The organism is Ancylobacter sp. G4_0304, assembly GCF_047501495.1.
GTDB lineage: Bacteria > Pseudomonadota > Alphaproteobacteria > Rhizobiales > Xanthobacteraceae > Ancylobacter.
Window position 1 is genome coordinate 91,772 of the sequence record NZ_JAZDRM010000013.1, and the last position, 19,582, is coordinate 111,353.

General features: G+C 65.0%; 10 protein-coding genes. 6 read left to right on the forward strand and 4 right to left on the reverse strand.

The features are described 5' to 3' along the window. Positions 1 to 149: 149 nt before the first annotated feature. From VRZ77_RS09735 to VRZ77_RS09760, 6 genes are all read left to right on the forward strand, one after another. Positions 150 to 1,355, forward strand: a complete 1,206-nt coding sequence (locus VRZ77_RS09735; RefSeq protein WP_414592451.1) for a pyridoxal-phosphate-dependent aminotransferase family protein — start codon at positions 150 to 152, stop codon at positions 1,353 to 1,355. 101 nt (positions 1,356 to 1,456) lie between these two features. Further along, positions 1,457 to 2,143, forward strand: coding sequence for a GntR family transcriptional regulator (locus VRZ77_RS09740; RefSeq protein ID WP_414592452.1), 687 nt, complete (start codon positions 1,457 to 1,459; stop codon positions 2,141 to 2,143). 159 nt (positions 2,144 to 2,302) lie between these two features. Beyond that, complete coding sequence (locus VRZ77_RS09745; protein WP_414592453.1) at positions 2,303 to 3,022, forward strand: GntR family transcriptional regulator; 720 nt, start codon at positions 2,303 to 2,305, stop codon at positions 3,020 to 3,022. Beyond that, a complete protein-coding gene (locus VRZ77_RS09750; protein ID WP_414592454.1) occupies positions 3,019 to 4,272 on the forward strand; it encodes a CaiB/BaiF CoA transferase family protein in 1,254 nt (417 codons plus the stop codon). Before VRZ77_RS09745 ends, VRZ77_RS09750 begins: the two co-directional genes overlap by 4 nt. Next, positions 4,269 to 5,072: an enoyl-CoA hydratase/isomerase family protein gene (locus tag VRZ77_RS09755; RefSeq protein ID WP_414592455.1), complete on the forward strand. Its 804-nt coding sequence runs from the start codon at positions 4,269 to 4,271 to the stop codon at positions 5,070 to 5,072. The genes VRZ77_RS09750 and VRZ77_RS09755 overlap by 4 nt, the downstream gene beginning before the upstream one ends. Positions 5,073 to 5,646: 574 nt before the next feature. Beyond that, the gene (locus VRZ77_RS09760) at positions 5,647 to 15,453 is read left to right on the forward strand and encodes a calcium-binding protein (RefSeq protein WP_414592456.1); all 9,807 of its coding nucleotides are present in this window, start codon (positions 5,647 to 5,649) and stop codon (positions 15,451 to 15,453) included. A gap of 84 nt (positions 15,454 to 15,537) precedes the next feature. Here the strand turns inward: VRZ77_RS09760 and VRZ77_RS09765 are convergent, their stop codons facing one another. The 4 genes from VRZ77_RS09765 to VRZ77_RS09780 form a co-directional block, all read right to left on the reverse strand. Continuing rightward, on the reverse strand, positions 15,538 to 16,566 hold the full coding sequence (locus tag VRZ77_RS09765) for an amino acid ABC transporter substrate-binding protein (RefSeq protein WP_414592457.1): 1,029 nt from the start codon (positions 16,564 to 16,566) through the stop codon (positions 15,538 to 15,540). A 35-nt stretch (positions 16,567 to 16,601) separates the two neighbouring features. Beyond that, positions 16,602 to 17,231 carry a L,D-transpeptidase gene (locus tag VRZ77_RS09770; RefSeq protein ID WP_414592458.1) on the reverse strand — a complete coding sequence of 210 codons (630 nt, stop codon included), beginning with the start codon at positions 17,229 to 17,231 and terminating at the stop codon, positions 16,602 to 16,604. 522 nt (positions 17,232 to 17,753) lie between these two features. After that, positions 17,754 to 19,079, reverse strand: coding sequence for a xylose isomerase (gene xylA / locus VRZ77_RS09775; RefSeq protein WP_414592468.1), 1,326 nt, complete (start codon positions 19,077 to 19,079; stop codon positions 17,754 to 17,756). 8 nt (positions 19,080 to 19,087) lie between these two features. After that, positions 19,088 to 19,582: xylulokinase (locus VRZ77_RS09780; protein WP_414592459.1), on the reverse strand; the 495-nt coding region annotated here is incomplete at its 5' end.

A 19,582-nucleotide genomic window follows, 5' to 3' on the forward strand; every position in this document is an offset into this window, starting at 1 on the left:
GACGCAAACAGCGCTCCGACGGGCTTGACTGAATTTTGCATTCATAATTCATATATGCAAGACAGTCGGTGCGGAAAGTGGTTTTCCGCGTCGTGAGGCAGAACCGGAACGCGGATCGAAACGCCGCGCCGTCAAGGGAGAGAACCAAGATGTCCAGCAATTCCGCCCGGGTCGCGGGTCGCCACTTCCTGCAGATTCCGGGGCCGACCCCGGTGCCGGACCGCATCCTGCGCGCCATGGACATGCCCACGATCGACCATCGCGGCCCCGAATTCCAGAAGCTCGGCCATCGGGTGCTGGACGGCATCAAGACCATTTTCAAGACGCAGAGCCCGGTGATCATCTATCCCGCGTCCGGCACCGGCGCCTGGGAAGGCGCGCTCGCCAATGTGCTCTCGCCCGGCGACAAGGTGCTGATGTTCGAGACCGGCCATTTCGCCACGCTGTGGAAGAACATGGCGATCAAGCTCGGCCTCAAGCCCGACTTCATCGCCTCCGACTGGCGCATCGGCGCCGACGCCGCGCAGATCGAGGCCAAGCTGCGTGAGGACAAGAACCACGAATACAAGGCGGTGTGCGTGGTCCATAACGAGACCTCCACCGGCTGCATCACCCGCGTCGACGAAGTGCGCAAGGCGATCGACGCCGCCGGCCACCCGGCGCTGCTGCTGGTCGACACCATCTCCTCGCTGGCCTCGATCGACTATCGCCACGACGAATGGGGTGCAGACGTCACCGTTTCCGGCTCGCAGAAGGGCCTGATGCTGCCGCCGGGACTGTCTTTCAACGCGCTCTCCGACAAGGCGCTGGCCGCGGCCAAGACGTCGACCATGCCCAAGCTGTTCTGGTCGTGGGAAGAGATGCTGCCGCACAATGCCAAGGGCTTCTTCCCCTACACGCCCGGCACCAACCTGCTCTACGGCCTCGCCGAGGCGATCGACATGCTGCACGAGGAAGGCCTCGACAACGTGTTCGCCCGCCACGACCGCCATGCCGAGGCCACCCGCCGCGCGGTGCGCGCCTGGGGTCTGGAAGTGCTGTGCCGCGAGCCGAAGTACTATTCGTCCTCGCTGACCGCCGTGATGATGCCGGAGGGCCACGACGCCGACGCCTTCCGCGAGAAGACGCTGAACCATTTCGACATGTCGCTCGGCACCGGCCTCACCAAGCTCACCGGCCGCGTATTCCGCATCGGCCATCTCGGCGACACCAACGACCTGACCATGATGGGCGCGCTCTCCGGCGTCGAGATGGGCCTGTCGATTGCCGGCGTCCCGCACAAGAAGGGCGGCGCGCAGGCGGCGATGGACTACCTGACCGAGTGCGCGCAGGCCCCGGTTCGCGCTGCGGCATGATCGCGCTAATTGCGTCGGCCGGCGGCTCAAGTGGCTTGCCAAAGTCGCCGGTCGGCGCAATCTAAGGGCCTGAATCGACACACGCAGGAGATGTTCGCCTCATGGCGATGTCGGGCACGGCCATTATTCCTCGTCGCAGCCTGCACGGCGAACTCGCCGCGCAGTTGCGCGACATGCTGATGCGCGGTGACCTCAAGGCCGGTGAGAAGATTTCGGAGCAGGCGCTGTGCGCCCGCTTCGGCGTTTCCCGCACCCCGCTGCGCGAGGCGCTGAAGGTGCTCGCCAATGAGGGGCTGCTGATCCTCTCGCCCAACCGCGGGGCCTCGGTCGCGCGGGTGTCGCCGGAGGAAGTCGACGAACTGTTCCCGATCATGGGCGCGCTGGAAGCCCTCGCCGGCGAAGCCGCCTGCGCGCGCGCTACCGACGCCGATGTCGCCCGCCTCCAGGCGATGCACGACGAGATGCTGGTGCATTACCGGGCGAATGACCCCGCCGCCTATCTGCGGTTGAACCGGGCGATCCACGAGGCATTCTTCGAGATCGCCGGCAACACTTCGCTGTTCCAGCTTTACCAAACGCTGATGGTGCGCATCCATGCGGTGCGCTTCATCGCCCAGAAATCGACCGACCGCTGGCGCGAGGCGGTGGACGACCATGAGGAAATGATGGCCGCTCTGCGGGCGCGCGACGGCGCGCGGCTCGGCGAGATCCTCAAGCTGCACCTGCGCCACAAGGCGGCGATGGTGCACGAATCGCTGGGTCCGATGGACAGCGCGGCCGCCGAATAGGCGCGTATTCTTCCGCCGTTCTCTTCCACGTTGAGTATCAGGCGCGCGCCAGCTCTGGCGCGTCTCGTCGAGGGTGAGCGCGAGATTGCATCTTTAATTATTGATGAAAAATGCATGATCGGTTAGCGTGTCGCAGCCTCAACGGCAGGATATCCTCCCATGAACGCCCCACAGCTCGTCCGTCATTCGCTCCATGAATCGCTCGTGGCACCGGTGCGCGAGATGATCCTCAACGGCGAATTGCGCCCGGGCCAGAAGGTGCCCGAGGAGCAGCTCTGCGAACGCTTCGGCGTCTCGCGCACGCCGATCCGCGAGGCATTGAAGGTGCTGGCGGCCGAGGGGGTGCTGCAGATCCTTCCGCATCGCGGCGCCATCGTCGCGCGCATCACCGCCGAGCAGGTCGAGGAGTTGTTCCCGATCATGGCGTCGCTGGAGCGGCTCGCCGGCATCCTCGCTTGCGACAGAGCCACCGAGGCCGACATTGCCCGGCTCGGCGCGCTGCATGACGGAATGATGGCCTGCTTCGAGGCGGGCGAGGAGGTGGACTATCTGCGCTACAACCGGCTGATCCATGAGGGTTTCTTCGCGATCGCCGGCAATGCCACGCTGAGCACCTACTACCAGCAGGTGCTGACCCGCATCCATTCCTGCCGCTTCGTGATGCGCAAGAGCCGCGAGCACTGGCTGGCCGCCGTCGCCGAGCACCGCGCGATGATGGACGCCTTCGCCGCGCGTGACGCCGCCCGGCTCGGCGCGCTCATGGAAGCGCACATCACCGGTACCACGGCGGGCATCGCCCGCGCCTTCATCCATGGCGAACCCGGCCCGGAGCCGGCCGACACGCCCGACAGCCGAACCGGAAAGGCCCGCAACCGATGACTGACGTTCTGGACGAGACGCGCCCGCCGCAGCCGGCTGCTGCCGCCGCTACCCGCCCGCTGCCGCTCGCCGGGGTGCGCGTGCTCGATGTCGCGCAGGTGATGGCCGGGCCGTTCGCCTGCATGATGCTGGGCGATCTCGGCGCCGACGTCATCAAGGTCGAGCCGCCCGGCACCGGCGACCAGACCCGCGGAGCCATGGGGTTCAAGATGAAGGGCCCGGACAGCATGGGCTTCCTCAACATGAACCGCAACAAACGCTCCGTGACACTCAACCTGAAGAGCGAGGCCGGCCGCGAGCTGTTCTACGAGCTGGTGAAAAGCGCCGACATCCTGATCGAGAACTACCGCCCCGGCGTCATGAAGAAGCTGAAATGCGACTATGACACCGTATCGAAGCTCAACCCGCGCTTGGTCTATGCCTCGATTTCCGGCTTCGGCCAGAGCGGCCCCTGGGCGAGCCGTCCCGGCTTCGATTTGATGGCGCAGGCCATGTCCGGCGTGATGAGCGTGACCGGACATCCCGGCGGGCTGCCGGTCAAGGCCGGCGTGCCGGTCGCCGATATCGGCTGCGGCCTGTTCGCCACCTATGCCGTGCTCGCCGCCTATATCGGCGCCAAGAGCACCGGGCAGGGGCAATATATCGACGCCTCGCTGTTCGAGGCCGCGCTCGCCTTCTCGGTGTGGGACATTTCCGAATATTGGGGCCGCGGCACCTATCCGATCCCGCTCGGCACCGCCAATCGCATGAGCGCGCCGTATCAGGCGGTGAAGTCCAAGGACGGCTATTTCGTCATGGGCGCCACCAACCAGAAGCTCTGGCTCTCGCTATGCGAGACCATCGGCCGACCCGATCTGCTGGACGATGCGCGCTTCGACACCAACCCGCACCGGCTCGACAACCGCGAGGCGCTGATCGAGGAGTTGGAGAAGACCTTCGTCACGCGGACCTCCGAGGAATGGGTCGAGGCGCTGCTGGCGGTCGGCATTCCCGCCGGCACCATGTATTCCTACCCCGAGGCATTCGAGAGCGAGCACGGCCGCCATCGAAACATGCGCATGGAGATCGACCACCCCCATGAGGGCAAGGTCTCCACCATCGGCTTCCCCGTGAAGCTGATGGGTACGCCCCAGCAGGTGCGCCTGCCGCCGCCGCTGCTCGGCGAGCACACGCAGGACATCCTGAAGGAAATCGGCCTCGACGCCGATGCTGTCGCCGCGTTTGGCGCGCGCGGGGCTTTCGCGGCATGAGCGCGACCGGGAGCCCGGCCGCCGAGGCCGACGACAAGGGGCGGGTGCGCTTCATCGTCGAGGGGCCGGTGGCGCGGATCATCTTCGACCGGCCCGCGGCCCGCAACGCCATGACCTGGCGTATGTATGAGGAACTGGAGCAGGCGTGCCTCGCCATCGCGGCGGACCCGTCGATCCGGGTCGCGGTGCTGCGTGGGGCCGGGGGCAAGGCCTTCGTTGCCGGCACCGATATCGACCAGTTCCGCGCCTTCACGTCGGGCGAGGACGGGGTAGCCTATGAGCAGCAGGTCGAGCGCTTCGTCGGCGCGGTTGAGCGCCTGCCGGTGCCGACGATTGCGGTCGTGGAAGGCTGGGCGGTCGGCGGCGGCATGGTGATCGCCAATGCCTGCGACCTGCGCCTCGCCACGCCCGGCACACGCTTCGGCGTGCCGATCGCGCGCACGCTCGGCAATTGTCTGTCCACCATCAGTTTGAGCATGCTCACCGCGACGCTGGGTCAGAACCTGGTCAAGCGCATGTTGCTGCTGGCAGAGATGCCGACCGCGGAAACCATGCCGCCCGGCTATGTCGGCGTGGTCGCGCCCGACGCGCTGGAGGCCGAGATCGACGCGCTGTGCGCGAAGCTGGTGTCCCATGCCCCGATCACCATGCGGGTGACCAAGGAGGCGCTTCGGCGCCTGCGCCTCGACCCGCAGGCTTCTGCTGCCGATCTGGTGCGCGAGACCTATGGCAGCGCCGATTTCCGCGAGGGCGTCGACGCCTTCCTCGCCAAGCGCCCGCCGCAATGGCGCGGGGCGTAGCGCTTTCCGTCGCCGCGTCCGCACAGGCAATGCCGGTCGTTATCAGCGGCGCGCCCTCTCCGGCGCGCCGTCTTTATTTTCGCACGCGAGATATCTACATGAAGAGCATGGTGAAATATTCAAGTTATTGATCTTGAAAGAAAACGGCATTTCCCGGCGAGGATCTACCCTATATGGGTGCGACAATCGCACCATGAGACGGGCGACCTGATCCGGAATAGCGAGATCATCTTGTATTGCGAAAAGGAGGACTTGTTTTTAAACTGAAACTGGAAATGAATTTCAGTGCAGATGCGGCAAAAAAGTACAATGAACGAGTTGCCCGTCTGATTTTTTCGTGTTTCTTGACTTTTAGATCTCTCTCGGAATGGGAGGGGTGTGCGGTGCGTTGTCCATAAAAGGTATCATAGAACTATAGAATTCGAAGATCGGGATCGCGACGTCAAGGGGCTCAGGGGTCATGGCGAAGGTCGAGAATATTGATTTCAAGGCGTCGAATATTAATTTCAACGCTTTTTTGAACCTGCCGCCGACCGTAACAACTCTGAATATCGCCTCGGATACGATTTCTGGATTGCCTCAAAGCTCAGGCAGTGTCGCGGGTCTGTCGTTCAACTATGGCGGCGGCGATACCTCGTATTCGCTCGATCTCAAGCTCGGCGCTGCGAACCTCGGCACGGGCGCCCTCAACTACGGCACGCTGATTTCGCTGGATGCGCCGCAGACAGTGGAAGCTGGCTCCTCCTTCCAGGTAGGTGCCGGCAGCACCTTTCTAAGCGACAACTACACCTTCGCTGCCGAGGGACTTTCGCTTGGCAGCGTGGAGCTGCTGTTCAGCCTCTATCAGACGCCGATCACGGTGACGGACCTGATCTATACGGCGCCTCTCGGCCTGTTTACTTATGATGAGTTTCCCGATCTCGCCTATAGCGGGGTCCGGATCGATGATCTCAGCCTGGTATCGCTTACGCGGAATATGTCGGACTGGAGCAAGGAAGTCGGTGAATTCGAGATTTCCGCGAAACTTCCGCTGAATGGCAAGGAAACGAATGGAGACAAGAGTTTCGTCGGTAACCAGTCGCTTGGCGTGGCCAGCGTCAATGTTGTCGAGCCGATCCTCGATATCGAGGGGAACATCATCGAGCTTCTGGAGGAATTGCCGATTCCTCGGCTGGATACACTCGACTATTTGTCGGAAGATTATGAATTCACGATTCCGTTCACCGATCTGAAATTCGAATTCGAATATACGCTGTTCAGCCTTCCAATAAATGTGAGCTATTCGCTCAGCCAGAAATTCACCTTCGTTCCCAATACCTCGTCGGCGATCATGTCGAGTATCACGGTCGAGGGCGAGACCCGAACCGGCGGCATGGGCGACAGTTTCAGCTTCACCGCGCCGGATGAAGCCACGACGCTGACGGGTTCGGCGATCTTCGACATGGCTGGCGACCTGATCGTCGAATACGTCCTCACGCCGTCGGTCACGATCGGCTACAAACTCCTCGGGATGTCGCTGGACTCCAACAGCTCCCGTATCCCCGAGATCGAGGTCGGTCCGCTCGACAGTGGGAGCAAGACCTTCACCTTCGGCTCGGATTATCAGATCAGGCTTTTCGAGAGCCGGTTCAATCTCGGATATGACGCCTTCGAGGACGTGAAGGTCGACTTCACCATCGCGGTCACCGACGACGACGATGACGACGATGACGACGGTGATGACGACGGCGATGACGGCGACTTCCCGGATTTCGTCGACGACACGCGCGACGATTTCGACCGCGCCGAGCAGACCCGCAGCCCGCTGGTGCTCGACCTCGACGGCGATGGCGTGGAGACGCTCGGCCTGTCCGATCGGGTGCATTTCGACCATGACGGCAACGGCTTCGCGGAGCTGACCGGCTGGGCCGCCGCCGATGACGGCCTGCTGGTGTTTGACCGCAACGGCAACGGAACCATCGACGACGGCACCGAGCTGTTCGGCAGCGAGACCTTGCTGGCCGGCGGCGTCACGGCCTCGAACGGCTTTCTCGCGCTCCGCGCGATGGATACCAACAACGACCTGATGGTCGACAGTGCCGACGCCAACTTCACCCGGCTCGGCGTCTGGCGCGATCTTGACGGCGATGGCGTGACCGATGGCGGCGAGCTGTTCTCGCTGAACCAGCTCGGCGTCAAGAGCCTCTCCATCGCCTATGAGGACCGGACGGCGACGGATGCCGACGGCAACCGTCATCTCCAGGCCGGCACCTACACCACCACGGCCGGCGCGCCCCGCGAGATGGTGGATGTCTGGTTCGCCGTCGACACCGCGCGCACCGTGGACAAGAACGAGGTCGCGATCTCCGAGGTCATCGCGGCGCTGCCCGACATGGCCGGCTTCGGCAATATTCCCAGCCTGCATCAGGCGATCGCCCGCGATGCGAGCGGGCAGCTCCAGCTTCTGGTCGAGCAATATGTCGCCGAGAACGACCCGACCGCGCGCGCGGCATTGCTCGACGACCTGATCTATCGCTGGGCAGGGGTCTACGACATCGCGCCCGACAGCCGTGCGGCGACGCAGATCTACGGCAACGTGATCGGCGATGCCCGCAAGCTCGCCACGCTGGAGGCGCTGCTCGGCGACGACTATCTCGGGGTCTGGTGCTGGGGCGAACTCGACGCCAACCCCCATGGCCCGGCGGCGGCGATCCTGCTTCGGGCCTATGACAAGCTTTCCTTCTATGTCGCCGCGCAACTCGATCGCCAGAGCCATTCCGCCGATCTCTACGGCCTCTTGGAAGTCGGCTGGGACGAGGCGACGTCCGGGCTCGCCGTGGACGTGACCGCCGTCACGGCGCTGTTGCGGGAGCGCTATCTGGCAGACCCGGTGGGCACCCTTCTGGAGATGCAGAGCCTCGCCCTCGACTTCCGCTATGGCGGCCTGTTCGGCGCGGAGGTGCTGGAGGCGCTGCGCGCGGCCGGCGACCCGGAAGGTGACGAATTCTCCGTGGTGCTGTTCGGCATCGGCCGGGCCTCCACGGTCGGCGATGGTGGAAACAACAACATCGACGGCAGCGAAAACGCCGAGGTGCTGCTCGGCCTCGGCGGCGACGACGCGCTGTATGGCGCGGGCGGCGACGACACGCTGATCGGCGGCCGCGGCAATGACTATCTGGTCGGCGGCGCGGGCGGGGATACCTACAGCTTCAGCCGCGGCGACGGGCGGGACACGATCAACAATGGCGACGGCGACGGCGGAGCCGGGCGGCCGGATATCCTAACCTTCGGCGAGGATGTGGGGCCGGGCGACGTGGTCGTGCGCCGCGACTATTACGACCTCGTGCTCGAAATCGCCGGCACCTCGGATTCCGTGCGCATCTACAGCTTCGCCAATGAGGGCGGCGCCACGCCCTATGCGATCGACGAGGTGCGTTTCGCCGACGGCACGGTGTGGACCATCGCCGACATCATGACATGGCTCAACCGGCCGAGCGAAGGTGCCGACTATCTGACTGGCTCGAACGGGGCCGACCAGTTCGACGCGCTCGGCGGCAGCGACATCGTGGAGGGACGGGGCGGCAACGACGTGCTCTCCGGCGGCGCGGATGACGACTGGCTCTATGGCGGCGGGGGCGACGACACGCTCGACGGCGGCTCGGGTTCCGACTGGCTGGAGGGTGGAGCGGGCTCCGACACCTACCGCTTCGAGTATGGATGGGGCCAGGACACGATCAACAACTACAATCCGTGGTCGGAGGCCGGGCAGGCGGTTGCGGACGTCATCGTGTTCGGTGAAGGCGTCTCGGCCGCGGACATGCTCGCCCGGCGCCAGGGCGACGCGCTGGTGCTGGTCTATGCCAATGACGACCGGATCACGATCGGAGGTCATTTCTACGGCAATGGCTATGAAATCCGCGAGGTGCGCTTCGCCGACGGCGAGGTCTGGACCAGCGCGGAGATCGCCGCGATGGTCCGCAGCGGCACGGAGCGCGACGACGATCTGGTCGGCACGGACGGTGCCGACGTGCTGGACGGAAAGGGCGGCAACGACGAGATCGAGGGCGGTGACGGCAATGACAGCCTGACCGGAGGGGAAGGGAACGACTGGCTGCGCGGCAGCGCCGGATCAGACACCTACCGCTTCAATCTCGGCTGGGGCAATGACCGGATCGACAATGCCGACTGGTCGGCGTCGGGAGGGACGGATACCATCGACTTCGGCGCTGGAATTTCCACCGCCGACATCAGCGTGCGCCGCGAATGGTCCGACCTGGTGCTGATCCACGCCAATGGCGACCGGATCACGGTGAGCGGCCATTTCTACGGCGAGAGCTACCGCATCGATCAGGTGCGCTTCGCCAATGGCACGGTGTGGAACGCGGCCAAGCTCGCATCCATGGCGGTCGCCGGCACAGCGGGCGACGATTATCTGGTCGGCGAAAGCGGCGCGGACGCGCTGGACGGCAAGGGCGGCGACGACACGATAGAGGGCGGCGCCGGCAACGACACGCTGACCGGCGGTGCCGGCGACGACCGGCTGACCGGTGGTGCGGGATCGGACGTCTACCGCTTCAATCTCGGCTGGGGAGCCGACGTCATCGACACTTCCGACTGGTCCTGGCCGGTGCCGGAGGACAAGATCGACGCCATCGTCTTCGGGGCCGGGATCGTCGCCGCCGATATCGTGGTCCGGCGCGACGCCGGCGATCTCGTGCTGGAGCATGCCGATGGCGACCGGATCACGGTGAGCGGCCATTTCTACGGTGAGAGTTACCGCATCGATCAGGTGCGCTTCGCCGACGGCAAGGTCTGGAGCGCCGCCGAACTCGCGCAGATGGTGCTCGCCGGTTCGGACGGCGCGGATTATCTGGTCGGCGGCGACGAAGCCGACACGCTGGACGGCAGGGCCGGCAATGACACGATCCAGAGCGGCGGCGGCGACGATATCCTCATCGGCGGAGCAGGGGACGACGAACTGACCGGCGGTGCCGGGTCGGATGTTTACCGCTTCCAGCTCGGCTGGGGCAATGACCGGATCCAGAATGCCAGCTGGAGCGGGTACGGCGAGGATAACCCGGACAAGATCGACGCCATCGTCTTCGGCGCCGGCATTTTCTCCGGCGACATATCGGTTCGGCGCGAGTGGAACGACCTGGTACTGGTGCACGCCAATGGCGACCGGATCGCGGTGTCCAGCCATTTCTACGACGGCTATTACGCGATCGACGAGGTGCGGTTCGCCGATGGCGAGGTGTGGGACATCGCCGAGCTGGAGTCCCTTTCGAAGGTCGGAACCGAGGGCGACGACGAACTGACCGGCGGCGGCGTCGCCGACGTGCTGGACGGCAAGGGCGGTAACGATTCTCTGGATGGCGGGGCCGGCGACGACCGCCTCACCGGCGGTGCCGGCGACGATTTCCTCACCGGCGGCGCAGGCTCCGACCGCTACCTGTTCTCCGCGGGCTGGGGGAACGACACGATCTCGAATTACGACTGGTCGGCGTATTCGGAGCCCGGTGCAGGCCCGCTGGACACGATCGAGTTCGACGCCAGCGTGTCGCGCGATGGCGTCGGCGTGCGCCGCCAAGGCTCGGATCTCGTTCTCACATGGGGAGAGAGCGACCGGATCCTGGTGTCCGGGCATTTCTACTATACACACTACGCGATCGACGCCGTGCGCTTCGCCGACGGCACGGTGTGGGATGCCGCGGAACTGCAGCGGCTTTCCAGCCTTGGCACCGAGGGTAGCGACTGGCTCACCGGTGGCGCCGGTCACGATGCGCTCGACGGCAAGGGCGGCGCCGACACGATCTATTCCGGCGACGGCAACGACGTGCTCATCGGTGGCGCCGGCAATGATTACCTCTCCGGCGGCAGCGGCTCCGACGAATATCGCTTCGCCACCGGCTGGGGTCAGGACACGATCAACAATTACGACTGGAGCACAAACGGCGCGGCGGCACGGGACGTCATCGTCTTCGGTACCGGCATCCTGGCAGGCGACATCCGGGCGGTGCGGCAGTGGAGCGACCTGCTGCTGCTCCATGCCAATGGCGTGGACCGGATCGTGGTCGACCGACATTTCGACGGCGACGACTTCCAGATTGACGAGGTCCGCTTCGCCGACGGCACGGTGTGGACAGCGGAGATGATCGTGGTCCTCACGCAGCTCGCCTCGGATGGTGCCGACGAGTTGGGGGGCGGCTCCGTCGCCGACACGCTGGACGGCAAGGGCGGTGACGACACTCTTTTCGGCAACGGGGGCCCCGATATCCTGATCGGTGGCGCCGGCGACGACTATCTGCGCGGCGACCAGGGCGCGGACACTTATCGCTTCGCAGTGGGGTGGGGCCGGGACACCATCGACAATTACGACTGGGTCTGGGAGGACGCGCTCGAAACCACCGACAAGATCGTGTTCGAGGCCGGAATCGCCCCGGGCGACATCCGCGTACGGCGCGACGGCAACGCCCTCAATCTCAGCCATATCAATGGCGCCGACAAGATCGCGATCCAGAACCATTTCTACGCCGACCATTATCAGATCGACGAGGTGCGTTTCGCGGATGGCACCGTATGGGACGTGGCGGAACTGCTGGCGCGCTCCCAGCTGAGCACCTCCGGCGATGACAACATCCAGGGCGGCAACGATGCCGATGAACTGGAGGGCCAGGCCGGCAATGATGTGATCGGCGGCGGCGACGGCGACGACACGCTGATCGGCGGCACCGGCAATGACATTCTCAGCGGCGACTGGGGATCGGACACCTATCGTTTCGCCGCCGGCTGGGGGCAGGAAACGATCAATAATTACGACTGGAGCGATGTCGACGAGCCACGCGCGACCGATGCCATCGTCTTCGAGACAGGTGTCGCGCCGGGCGACATTCGTGTGAGGCGCGACGGGTCCAACCTCGTGCTGTCGCACACCAACGGTATCGATAACATCACCGTCTTCAGTCACTTCTACAGCGAGGATCAGCAGATCGACGAGGTGCGTTTCGCCGACGGCACTGTATGGGACGTGGCGGAACTGCTGGCTCTCACCCGCAAGAGTACCTCCGGCGATGACACCATCGAGGGCGGCGATGGCCCGGACGAACTCGATGGCCAGGCGGGCAATGACGTGATCGGCGGCGGCGACGGCGACGATACCCTGATCGGCGGTACCGGCAATGACACCCTCAGCGGCGACTGGGGATCGGACACCTATCGTTTCGCGGCCGGCTGGGGTCAGGACACGATCGACAATTACGACTGGATCTTCAGCGGCAATCCGCCCACGACCGATGTGATCGTGTTCGGCACGGGGATCGCGCCCGGCGACATCAAGGTGAGGCGCGACTGGTACAGCCTCGTGCTGACACACAGCAACGGTACCGACAAGATCACCATCCAGAACCATTTCTACGCGGATTACTACCAGATCGACGAGGTTCGCTTCGGCAACGGCACGGTCTGGAATGTTGCCAAGCTGTTTGAGCTCAGCCAGGCCGGCTCGTCGGGCGATGACGTGCTCGAAGGTGGCGATGGCGGCGATACGCTGGACGGCAAGGCGGGCGACGACAATCTATCGGGGGCCGGCGGCGACGATACGCTGATCGGCGGCACCGGCAACGACACTCTCAGCGGCGGCGAGGGCGCGGACACTTACCGCTTTGCGCCCGGCTGGGGTCGGGACGTGGTCAATGATTACGACTGGACCTTCGACGAAGGTCCGCCCCCGACCGACGAGATCGTATTCGCCACGGGGATTGCGCCCGGCGATATCCAGGTGCGGCGCGACTGGTACAGCCTCGTGCTGACGCACATCAACGGCACCGACAAGATCACGATCCAGGATCATTTCTACGCGAAATCCTACCAGATCGACGAGGTGCGTTTCGCGGATGGCACCGTATGGGATGTCGCGCAACTGCAGGCGCTCACCCGGATCGGCTCAGCGGGTGATGATGAGCTCGACGGGAGCGACAGCGGCGAAACGCTCGACGGAAAGGCCGGCGACGATACGCTCTATGGCTATGGCGGCGATGACATCCTGATCGGCGGCTCCGGCGACGATTACCTGAGCGGCGACGCGGGATCGGACATCTACCGTTTCGCCGCGGGCTGGGGCGCCGACGAGATCAGCGATTATGAGTATCTGTTGAATGGCGGTGTGGCGGGTAAGGACGCCATCGTCTTCGACGCCGGCATCGCCCTCGGCGATCTCAGCTTCCGGCGGGACATCAATGCGTTGATGATCGAGCACCGGAACGGCACCGATTCCATCAAAGTCTACAGCCAGTTCGGCAACCCGAACTTTCCCGTCGAGCAGGTGCGCTTCGCGGATGGCTCGGCTTGGACCGTGGACGCGCTCCTGGCGCTGCAGGGCACCGGCGTCGCCCCCGTCATCACCTCCAATGGCGGTGGTTCGGCGGCGACGGTGAGCCTTGCCGAGAACAAGACGCCGGTGACGACCGTGGTGGCGACGGACGCGGATGCCGGGTCGACGCGCAGCTTTTCGATCGCCGGTGGGGCGGATGCTGCGACGTTCGCGGTGAATGCATCGACCGGAGCGCTCAGCTTCAAGGTCGCGCCGAATTTCGAGGCACCTGCCGACAGTGGTGCTAACAACGTCTACAACGTCGTGGTGCGCGTCACCGACAATTCGGGCCTGTTCGATGAGCAGGCGCTCGCGGTCACGATCACCAATGTCAACGAGGCGCCGGTCATCACCTCCAATGGCGGCGGCGCGTCGGCGGCGATCAGCCTCGCCGAGAACAGGACGGCGGTGACCACGGCCACGGCGACCGACCCGGAGAAGGGCGCCGTCACCTGGTCGATCTCGGGCACCGATGCCGCGCTGTTCAGCATCGACGCAAAGACCGGCGCGGTGGCGTTCAAGAAGGCGCCCGATTTCGAGGCGCCGACCGATGCCGGCAAGAACAATGTCTATGACGTGACGATCAAGGCCACCGACCCGACCAAAGCTTCCTCAACGCAGGCCCTGAAGGTCACGGTGACCAATGCCAGCGAGGCGCCGGTCATCACCTCCAATGGCGGCGGCGCTTCGGCGGCCATCAGCCTCGCCGAGAACAGGACGGCGGTGACCACGGCCACGGCGACCGACCCGGAGAAGGGCGCCGTCACCTGGTCGATCTCGGGCACAGACGCCGCGCTGTTCAGCATCGACGCCAAGACCGGCGCGCTGGCGTTCAAGAAGGCGCCCGATTTCGAGGCGCCGACCGATGCCGGCAAGAACAATGTCTATGACGTGACGATCAAGGCCACCGATTCCGGCAAGCTGAGTGATATCCAGGCGCTCAAGGTGGCGGTCACCAATGTCAATGAAGCGCCGGTCATCACCTCCAGTGGCGGCGCGTCCTCCGCGGCGGTGAAGATCGCGGAGAACGGGGTGACGGCGCTCGCTGCCAAGGCGGCGGATCCCGAAAAGGGTGCGGTGACCTGGGCGCTGGCGGGCGGGGCCGATGCCGGCCTGTTCGTCATCGACGCCAAGACAGGCGTGCTGTCGTTCCGTAAGGCGCCGGACTTCGAGGCCCCGGCCGACGCCGGGCGGAACAATGTCTATGACGTCACGATCAAGGCGAGCGACGCCGCCAAGCTGGCCGATAGCCAAGCACTACAGGTGAGTGTGAGTGATGTCGGCGGCAAGACCTTCACCGGCTCGGCCAAGGCCGATACTCTGGCCGGCACCGGCGAGAGCGACACGCTCGACGGCAAAGCGGGCGCGGACCGGATGTCGGGCGGCCGGGGTAACGACACCTATGTCGTCGACAATGCTGGCGACGCGGTGATCGAGAAGCCCGGCGAGGGCACCGATTTGGTCAAGGCAGCGGTGACCCACACGCTGGGCGCCGACGTCGAGAACCTGACGCTGACCGGAAATGTGGCAATTTCGGGCACCGGCAACGCCCTCGCCAACATCCTCACCGGCAATGCCGTGGCGAACACGCTGAAGGGCGGGGCCGGCAACGATACGCTAAACGGTGCGGCCGGAAATGACACGTTGCAGGGCGAGGCCGGTAACGATGTGCTGTATGGCGGGGTCGGCGCCGACAGGATCTATGGCGGCGCGGGCGCCGACAGCTTCGTCTTCAAATCCGTGAGCGAATCGACCTCTGCTGTGGCCGGCCGCGACATGATCTTCGACTTCAACGGCGCGGGTGGCGACCGGATAAATCTGACCGGCATCGACGCCATGACCAATGTCGCCAACGATCAGGCGTTCTCCTTCATCGGCACCAGCGCCTTTTCGAAGAAGGCTGGCGAATTGCGCTACCAGCAAAGCGGTGGCGACACCTTCCTCTATGGCGACGTTACCGGTGACGGCGTCGCCGATCTGGTGGTTCAGTTCGACGCGCTGTTGAGCTTCAACAAAGGCTACTTCCTGCTGTAGCCCTTGGGCGCGGATGTGACGCCGTGCTCCCCAAACGAAAATGGCCCGGCGAACCGGGCCATTCTCATCGTTCAGGCGCGGGCGTCAGCGGATCGGCGGGGCGTACTGGATGCCGCCGGCGCTCCAGAGCTGGTTGATACCGCGGGGGATGCCAAGCTTGGAGCCGGTGCCGATATTGGCCTCGAATACCTCGCCGTAATTGCCGACATTCTTGACGATAAGCGCGGCGAAATCCTTGGTCAGGCCGAGTTGTTCGCCATAGGCGCCCTCAGTGCCGACGAGGCGCTTCACGTCCGGCTTCTCGGACTTCAGCGCCTGGTCGAGGGTCTGGGACGACACGCCCAGCTCCTCGGCGTTCAGCATGGCGTAGAGCGTCCACTTTACCACGTTCAGCCACTGGTCGTCGCCCTGGCGCACCACGGGGCCGAGCGGCTCCTTGGAGATGACGTCGGGCAGCACGATGTGGTCGGCGGGCTTGGAGAGCTTGAGGCGCAGCGCGTAGAGTTGCGAGACGTCGGTGGTCAGCGCGTCGCACTTGCCAGCGTCGTAAGCCTTGGTCAGCTCCTCGACGTTCGGCAGTTCGACGAGCTGGAACTCCATCCGGTTCTGCTTGAAATAGTCGGTAACGTTGAGGGCGCTGGTGGTGCCGGCCTGGGTGCAGACCTCGAAGCCGCCGAGCTCCAGCGCGCCGTTGACGTTCTTGGCGGCCGGGACCATGAAGCCCTGGCCGTCATAATAGGACACACCCGCAAACATCAGGCCCAGATCGGCCTCGCGCGAGAGCGTCCAGGTGGAGTTGCGCGAGAGCAGGTCGATATCGCCCTTCTTGAGGGCGGGAAAGCGCGCCTCGGCGGAGAGCGGGACATACTCGACCTTGGCGGGGTCGCCGAGCACGGCCGCGGCGACCGCGCGGCACAGGTCGACGTCGAAACCCTTCCACTCGCCCTTGTCGTCCTTGGCGGAAAAGCCCTGCAGGCCCTGGCTGACGCCGCATTTCAGCGTGCCGCGCGCCTTGACGTCGGCGAGCGTCGCGGCGTCGGCGGCCGTGGAGTGCCCGATATGCGACACGAAAAGGGCGCCGGCGACGGCCAGCGCGGTTCCAAGCTTGTTCATAGATCCCCCAGTGGGTTCAGCCGATGATCGGGCTGTCAGAGTTCGGGCGCTTGCCGGATGACGACCTTGGTGCCGACCGGCACCCGGTTGAACAGGTCCTGAACGTCGGAATTCACCAGACGGAAGCAGCCGGACGAGACGGCGCTGCCGATGGTCTGCGGCTGGTTGGTGCCGTGGATGCGGTAGACGGTGGAGCCGAGATAGAGCGCGGCGGCACCCATCGGGTTGCCCGGTCCGCCTGCCATGAAGCGCGGCAGATAAGGCTGGCGCTGGATCATTTCCGGCGGCGGCGTCCAGTCCGGCCACTCGGCCTTGCGCGAGACCTTCTGCAGGCCGGCCCACTGGAAGCCCTCGCGACCGACGCCGATGCCGTAGCGCAGCGCGCTGTTGGGACCGAGCACGAGGTAGAGGAAGCGCTCATTGGTATGGATGACGATCGTGCCGGGCGCCTCGTTGCTGCGGAAATAGACCGGCTGGCGGCGGAAGGCGGGATCGAGCTGTTCTTCTTCCGGGCTCGGCACGTAGCCGGGCTTCTCCGGCACATCGAGAATCTGGTTGCCCATGCCGGCGGCAGGACGCATCTGCGCCTGGGCGGAAGACAGGGAGAGGGCCGCGACGACCGTCAGCGCCACCCCTAGAATGCCAGAACGCATGGTATCGCGCATGGTCGTGGTTCCTTTCACATCTTGCCGCCCCTCGCGCCTTGCCCGGCGAGGGTTGCGATTCAAGGTCGCTCCCGAGGAGCGATCGAAAGGATTAATTCACCATAAGTCAATTACAGCGAGGTTAATTCGCCGGCTCTCGCGCCGGACGCCACGGTAAAATGATCGGCGGCTTTTCCAGAGCGTCCCCCGGCTCCGGTGCAGGCAGGGGGTCGACATATATGACCAAAGATCGCCATTGCGGCCTGACGCGGCGGGACTAACTTCCGCCCGCCTCGCTCGCCGTCGCCCCGGCGAAGAAGAGGCAAACCGGCCCTGCCGTCTCGGCATGGTTGGTATCGGCCGGCTCTGCACGGGTCCCCAGCCCGTCGGGGGCCGGCCGATGACATGTTTCACGCCCGATAGCCGGGATATGTCGGTCGGTTGCGCTGAGCCGCGCTAGAAAATGAAGAATGGCTGACCGACGCCGCCGGGGGGCGGAGCGAAGGGGCGCGGGTCCATCGGGATCGCGCCCCTTCTGCGTTCTCAGCGGAAGTAGCTGCCCGCGAGCGCTTCCAGCCGCTCCTGGCGGCCCGAGCGCGGCTGCGGATCGAGGTTTTCGGCCTCGACGCGCGCGGCGATGCTCTCCAGCGAGGCGCCGGGCGCCAGCATCGCCTTGTTCTCCGGGGTGTCCCAGCCGGCATAGCGCTCATCGACCGCCTTCTTGAGCGCGCCGTCCTCGATCATGTCGGCGGCGATCAGCAAAGCGCGAGCGCAAACATCCATCGCGCTGGCATGGGCGAGGATCAGGTCCTCCGGCTCGATCGACTGACGGCGGATCTTGGCGTCGAAATTGGTGCCGCCCGTGGTGTAGCCGCCGGCCTTGAGGATTTCGTACATGGCGAGCGCGGTGTCCTCGACATTGGTCGGGAACTGATCGGTGTCCCAGCCGGACTGGGCGTCGCCCTTGTTCATGTCGATGGAGCCGAAAATGCCGAGGGCCGCCGCCATGGCAATCTCATGCTCGAAGGAGTGGCCGGCCAGCGTGGCGTGGTTGGCCTCGATATTGACCTTCACTTCCTTCTCCAGCCCGGCGCGGGCGAGGAGGCCGTAAACGGTGCCGACATCGAAGTCGTACTGATGCTTGGTCGGCTCCTGCGGCTTGGGCTCGATCAGGATCGTGCCCTTGAAGCCGATCTTGTACTTGTGCTCGACCACCATGTTGAGGAAGCGGCCCATCTGGTCCAGCTCGCGCTTCAGGTCGGTGTTGAGCAGGGTCTCATAGCCCTCGCGGCCGCCCCACAGCACATAGTTCTGCCCGCCGAGCTCATGGGTGACTTCCAGCACGTTCTTCACCTGCGCGGCGGAGTAGGCGAACACGTCCGGGTCCGGATTGGTGGCCGCGCCGGCCATGAAGCGGCGGTTGGAGAACAGGTTCGCGGTGCCCCAGAGCAGCTTGACCTTGGACGTCTCCATCTTCTTCGCGAAGATGTCAGCGATGGCGCGGACATTGGCGTTGCTCTCGGCCAGCGACTTGCCTTCCGGGGCGATGTCGCGGTCGTGGAACGCGAAGAACGGCACGTCGAGAATGCGGAACAGCTCGAATGCCACGTCCGCCTTGGCGCGGGCGAGCGCCATCTCGTCGCTGCCGTGCATCCACGGGCGCAGGAAGGTCTCGCCGCCGAACGGATCGCCGCCCGGCCAGGTGAAGCTGTGCCAATAGGCGACGGCGAACCGCAGATGCTCTTCCATGGTCTTGCCGAGCACGACCTTGTTCTTGTCGTACCAGCGGAAGGTCAGCGGGTCGCGGCTGTCGCGGCCGGCAAATTTCAGCGGCTCGCTATTGGCGAAGAAGCGCGCGGGGGCATTGATCGGGGCATTCATGAGGTCACTCCCTTGAGAGCGGGATACAGCGCACGGTAGCGCGCGTAACGTTCCGCATAGGCTTGTTGAAGAGCCGGGATCGGCTCGATGGTCTCGATGCGCCGGGGCGGCAGGCAGATGTCGGCAGGGGCCTCGCCGGTCGCGGCCATGCGGGCGAGCCGCGCGGCGCCGAAGGCCCCCCCACGCTCGCCTTCATCGACGCGGTGAAGCGGCAGGCCGAGCACATTGGCGAGCACGCTAATCCAGTAGCCGGAACGCGAGCCGCCGCCGATCACGTCGGCGCTGGTCAACTGCGTGCCGGCCTGCCCAAGCGCTTCCAGGCAGTCGCGGAAGGCGAAGGCGACGCCCTCCAGCACAGCCTGCGTCAGCGTCTCGCGCGAGGTGTCGTGGTCGAGCCCGACAAAGGCGCCGCGAATCGCGGTGTCGTTGTGCGGGGTGCGCTCGCCGGAGAGATAGGGCAGGAAGGTGACGGGGGAGGGGGCGTCGGGAGC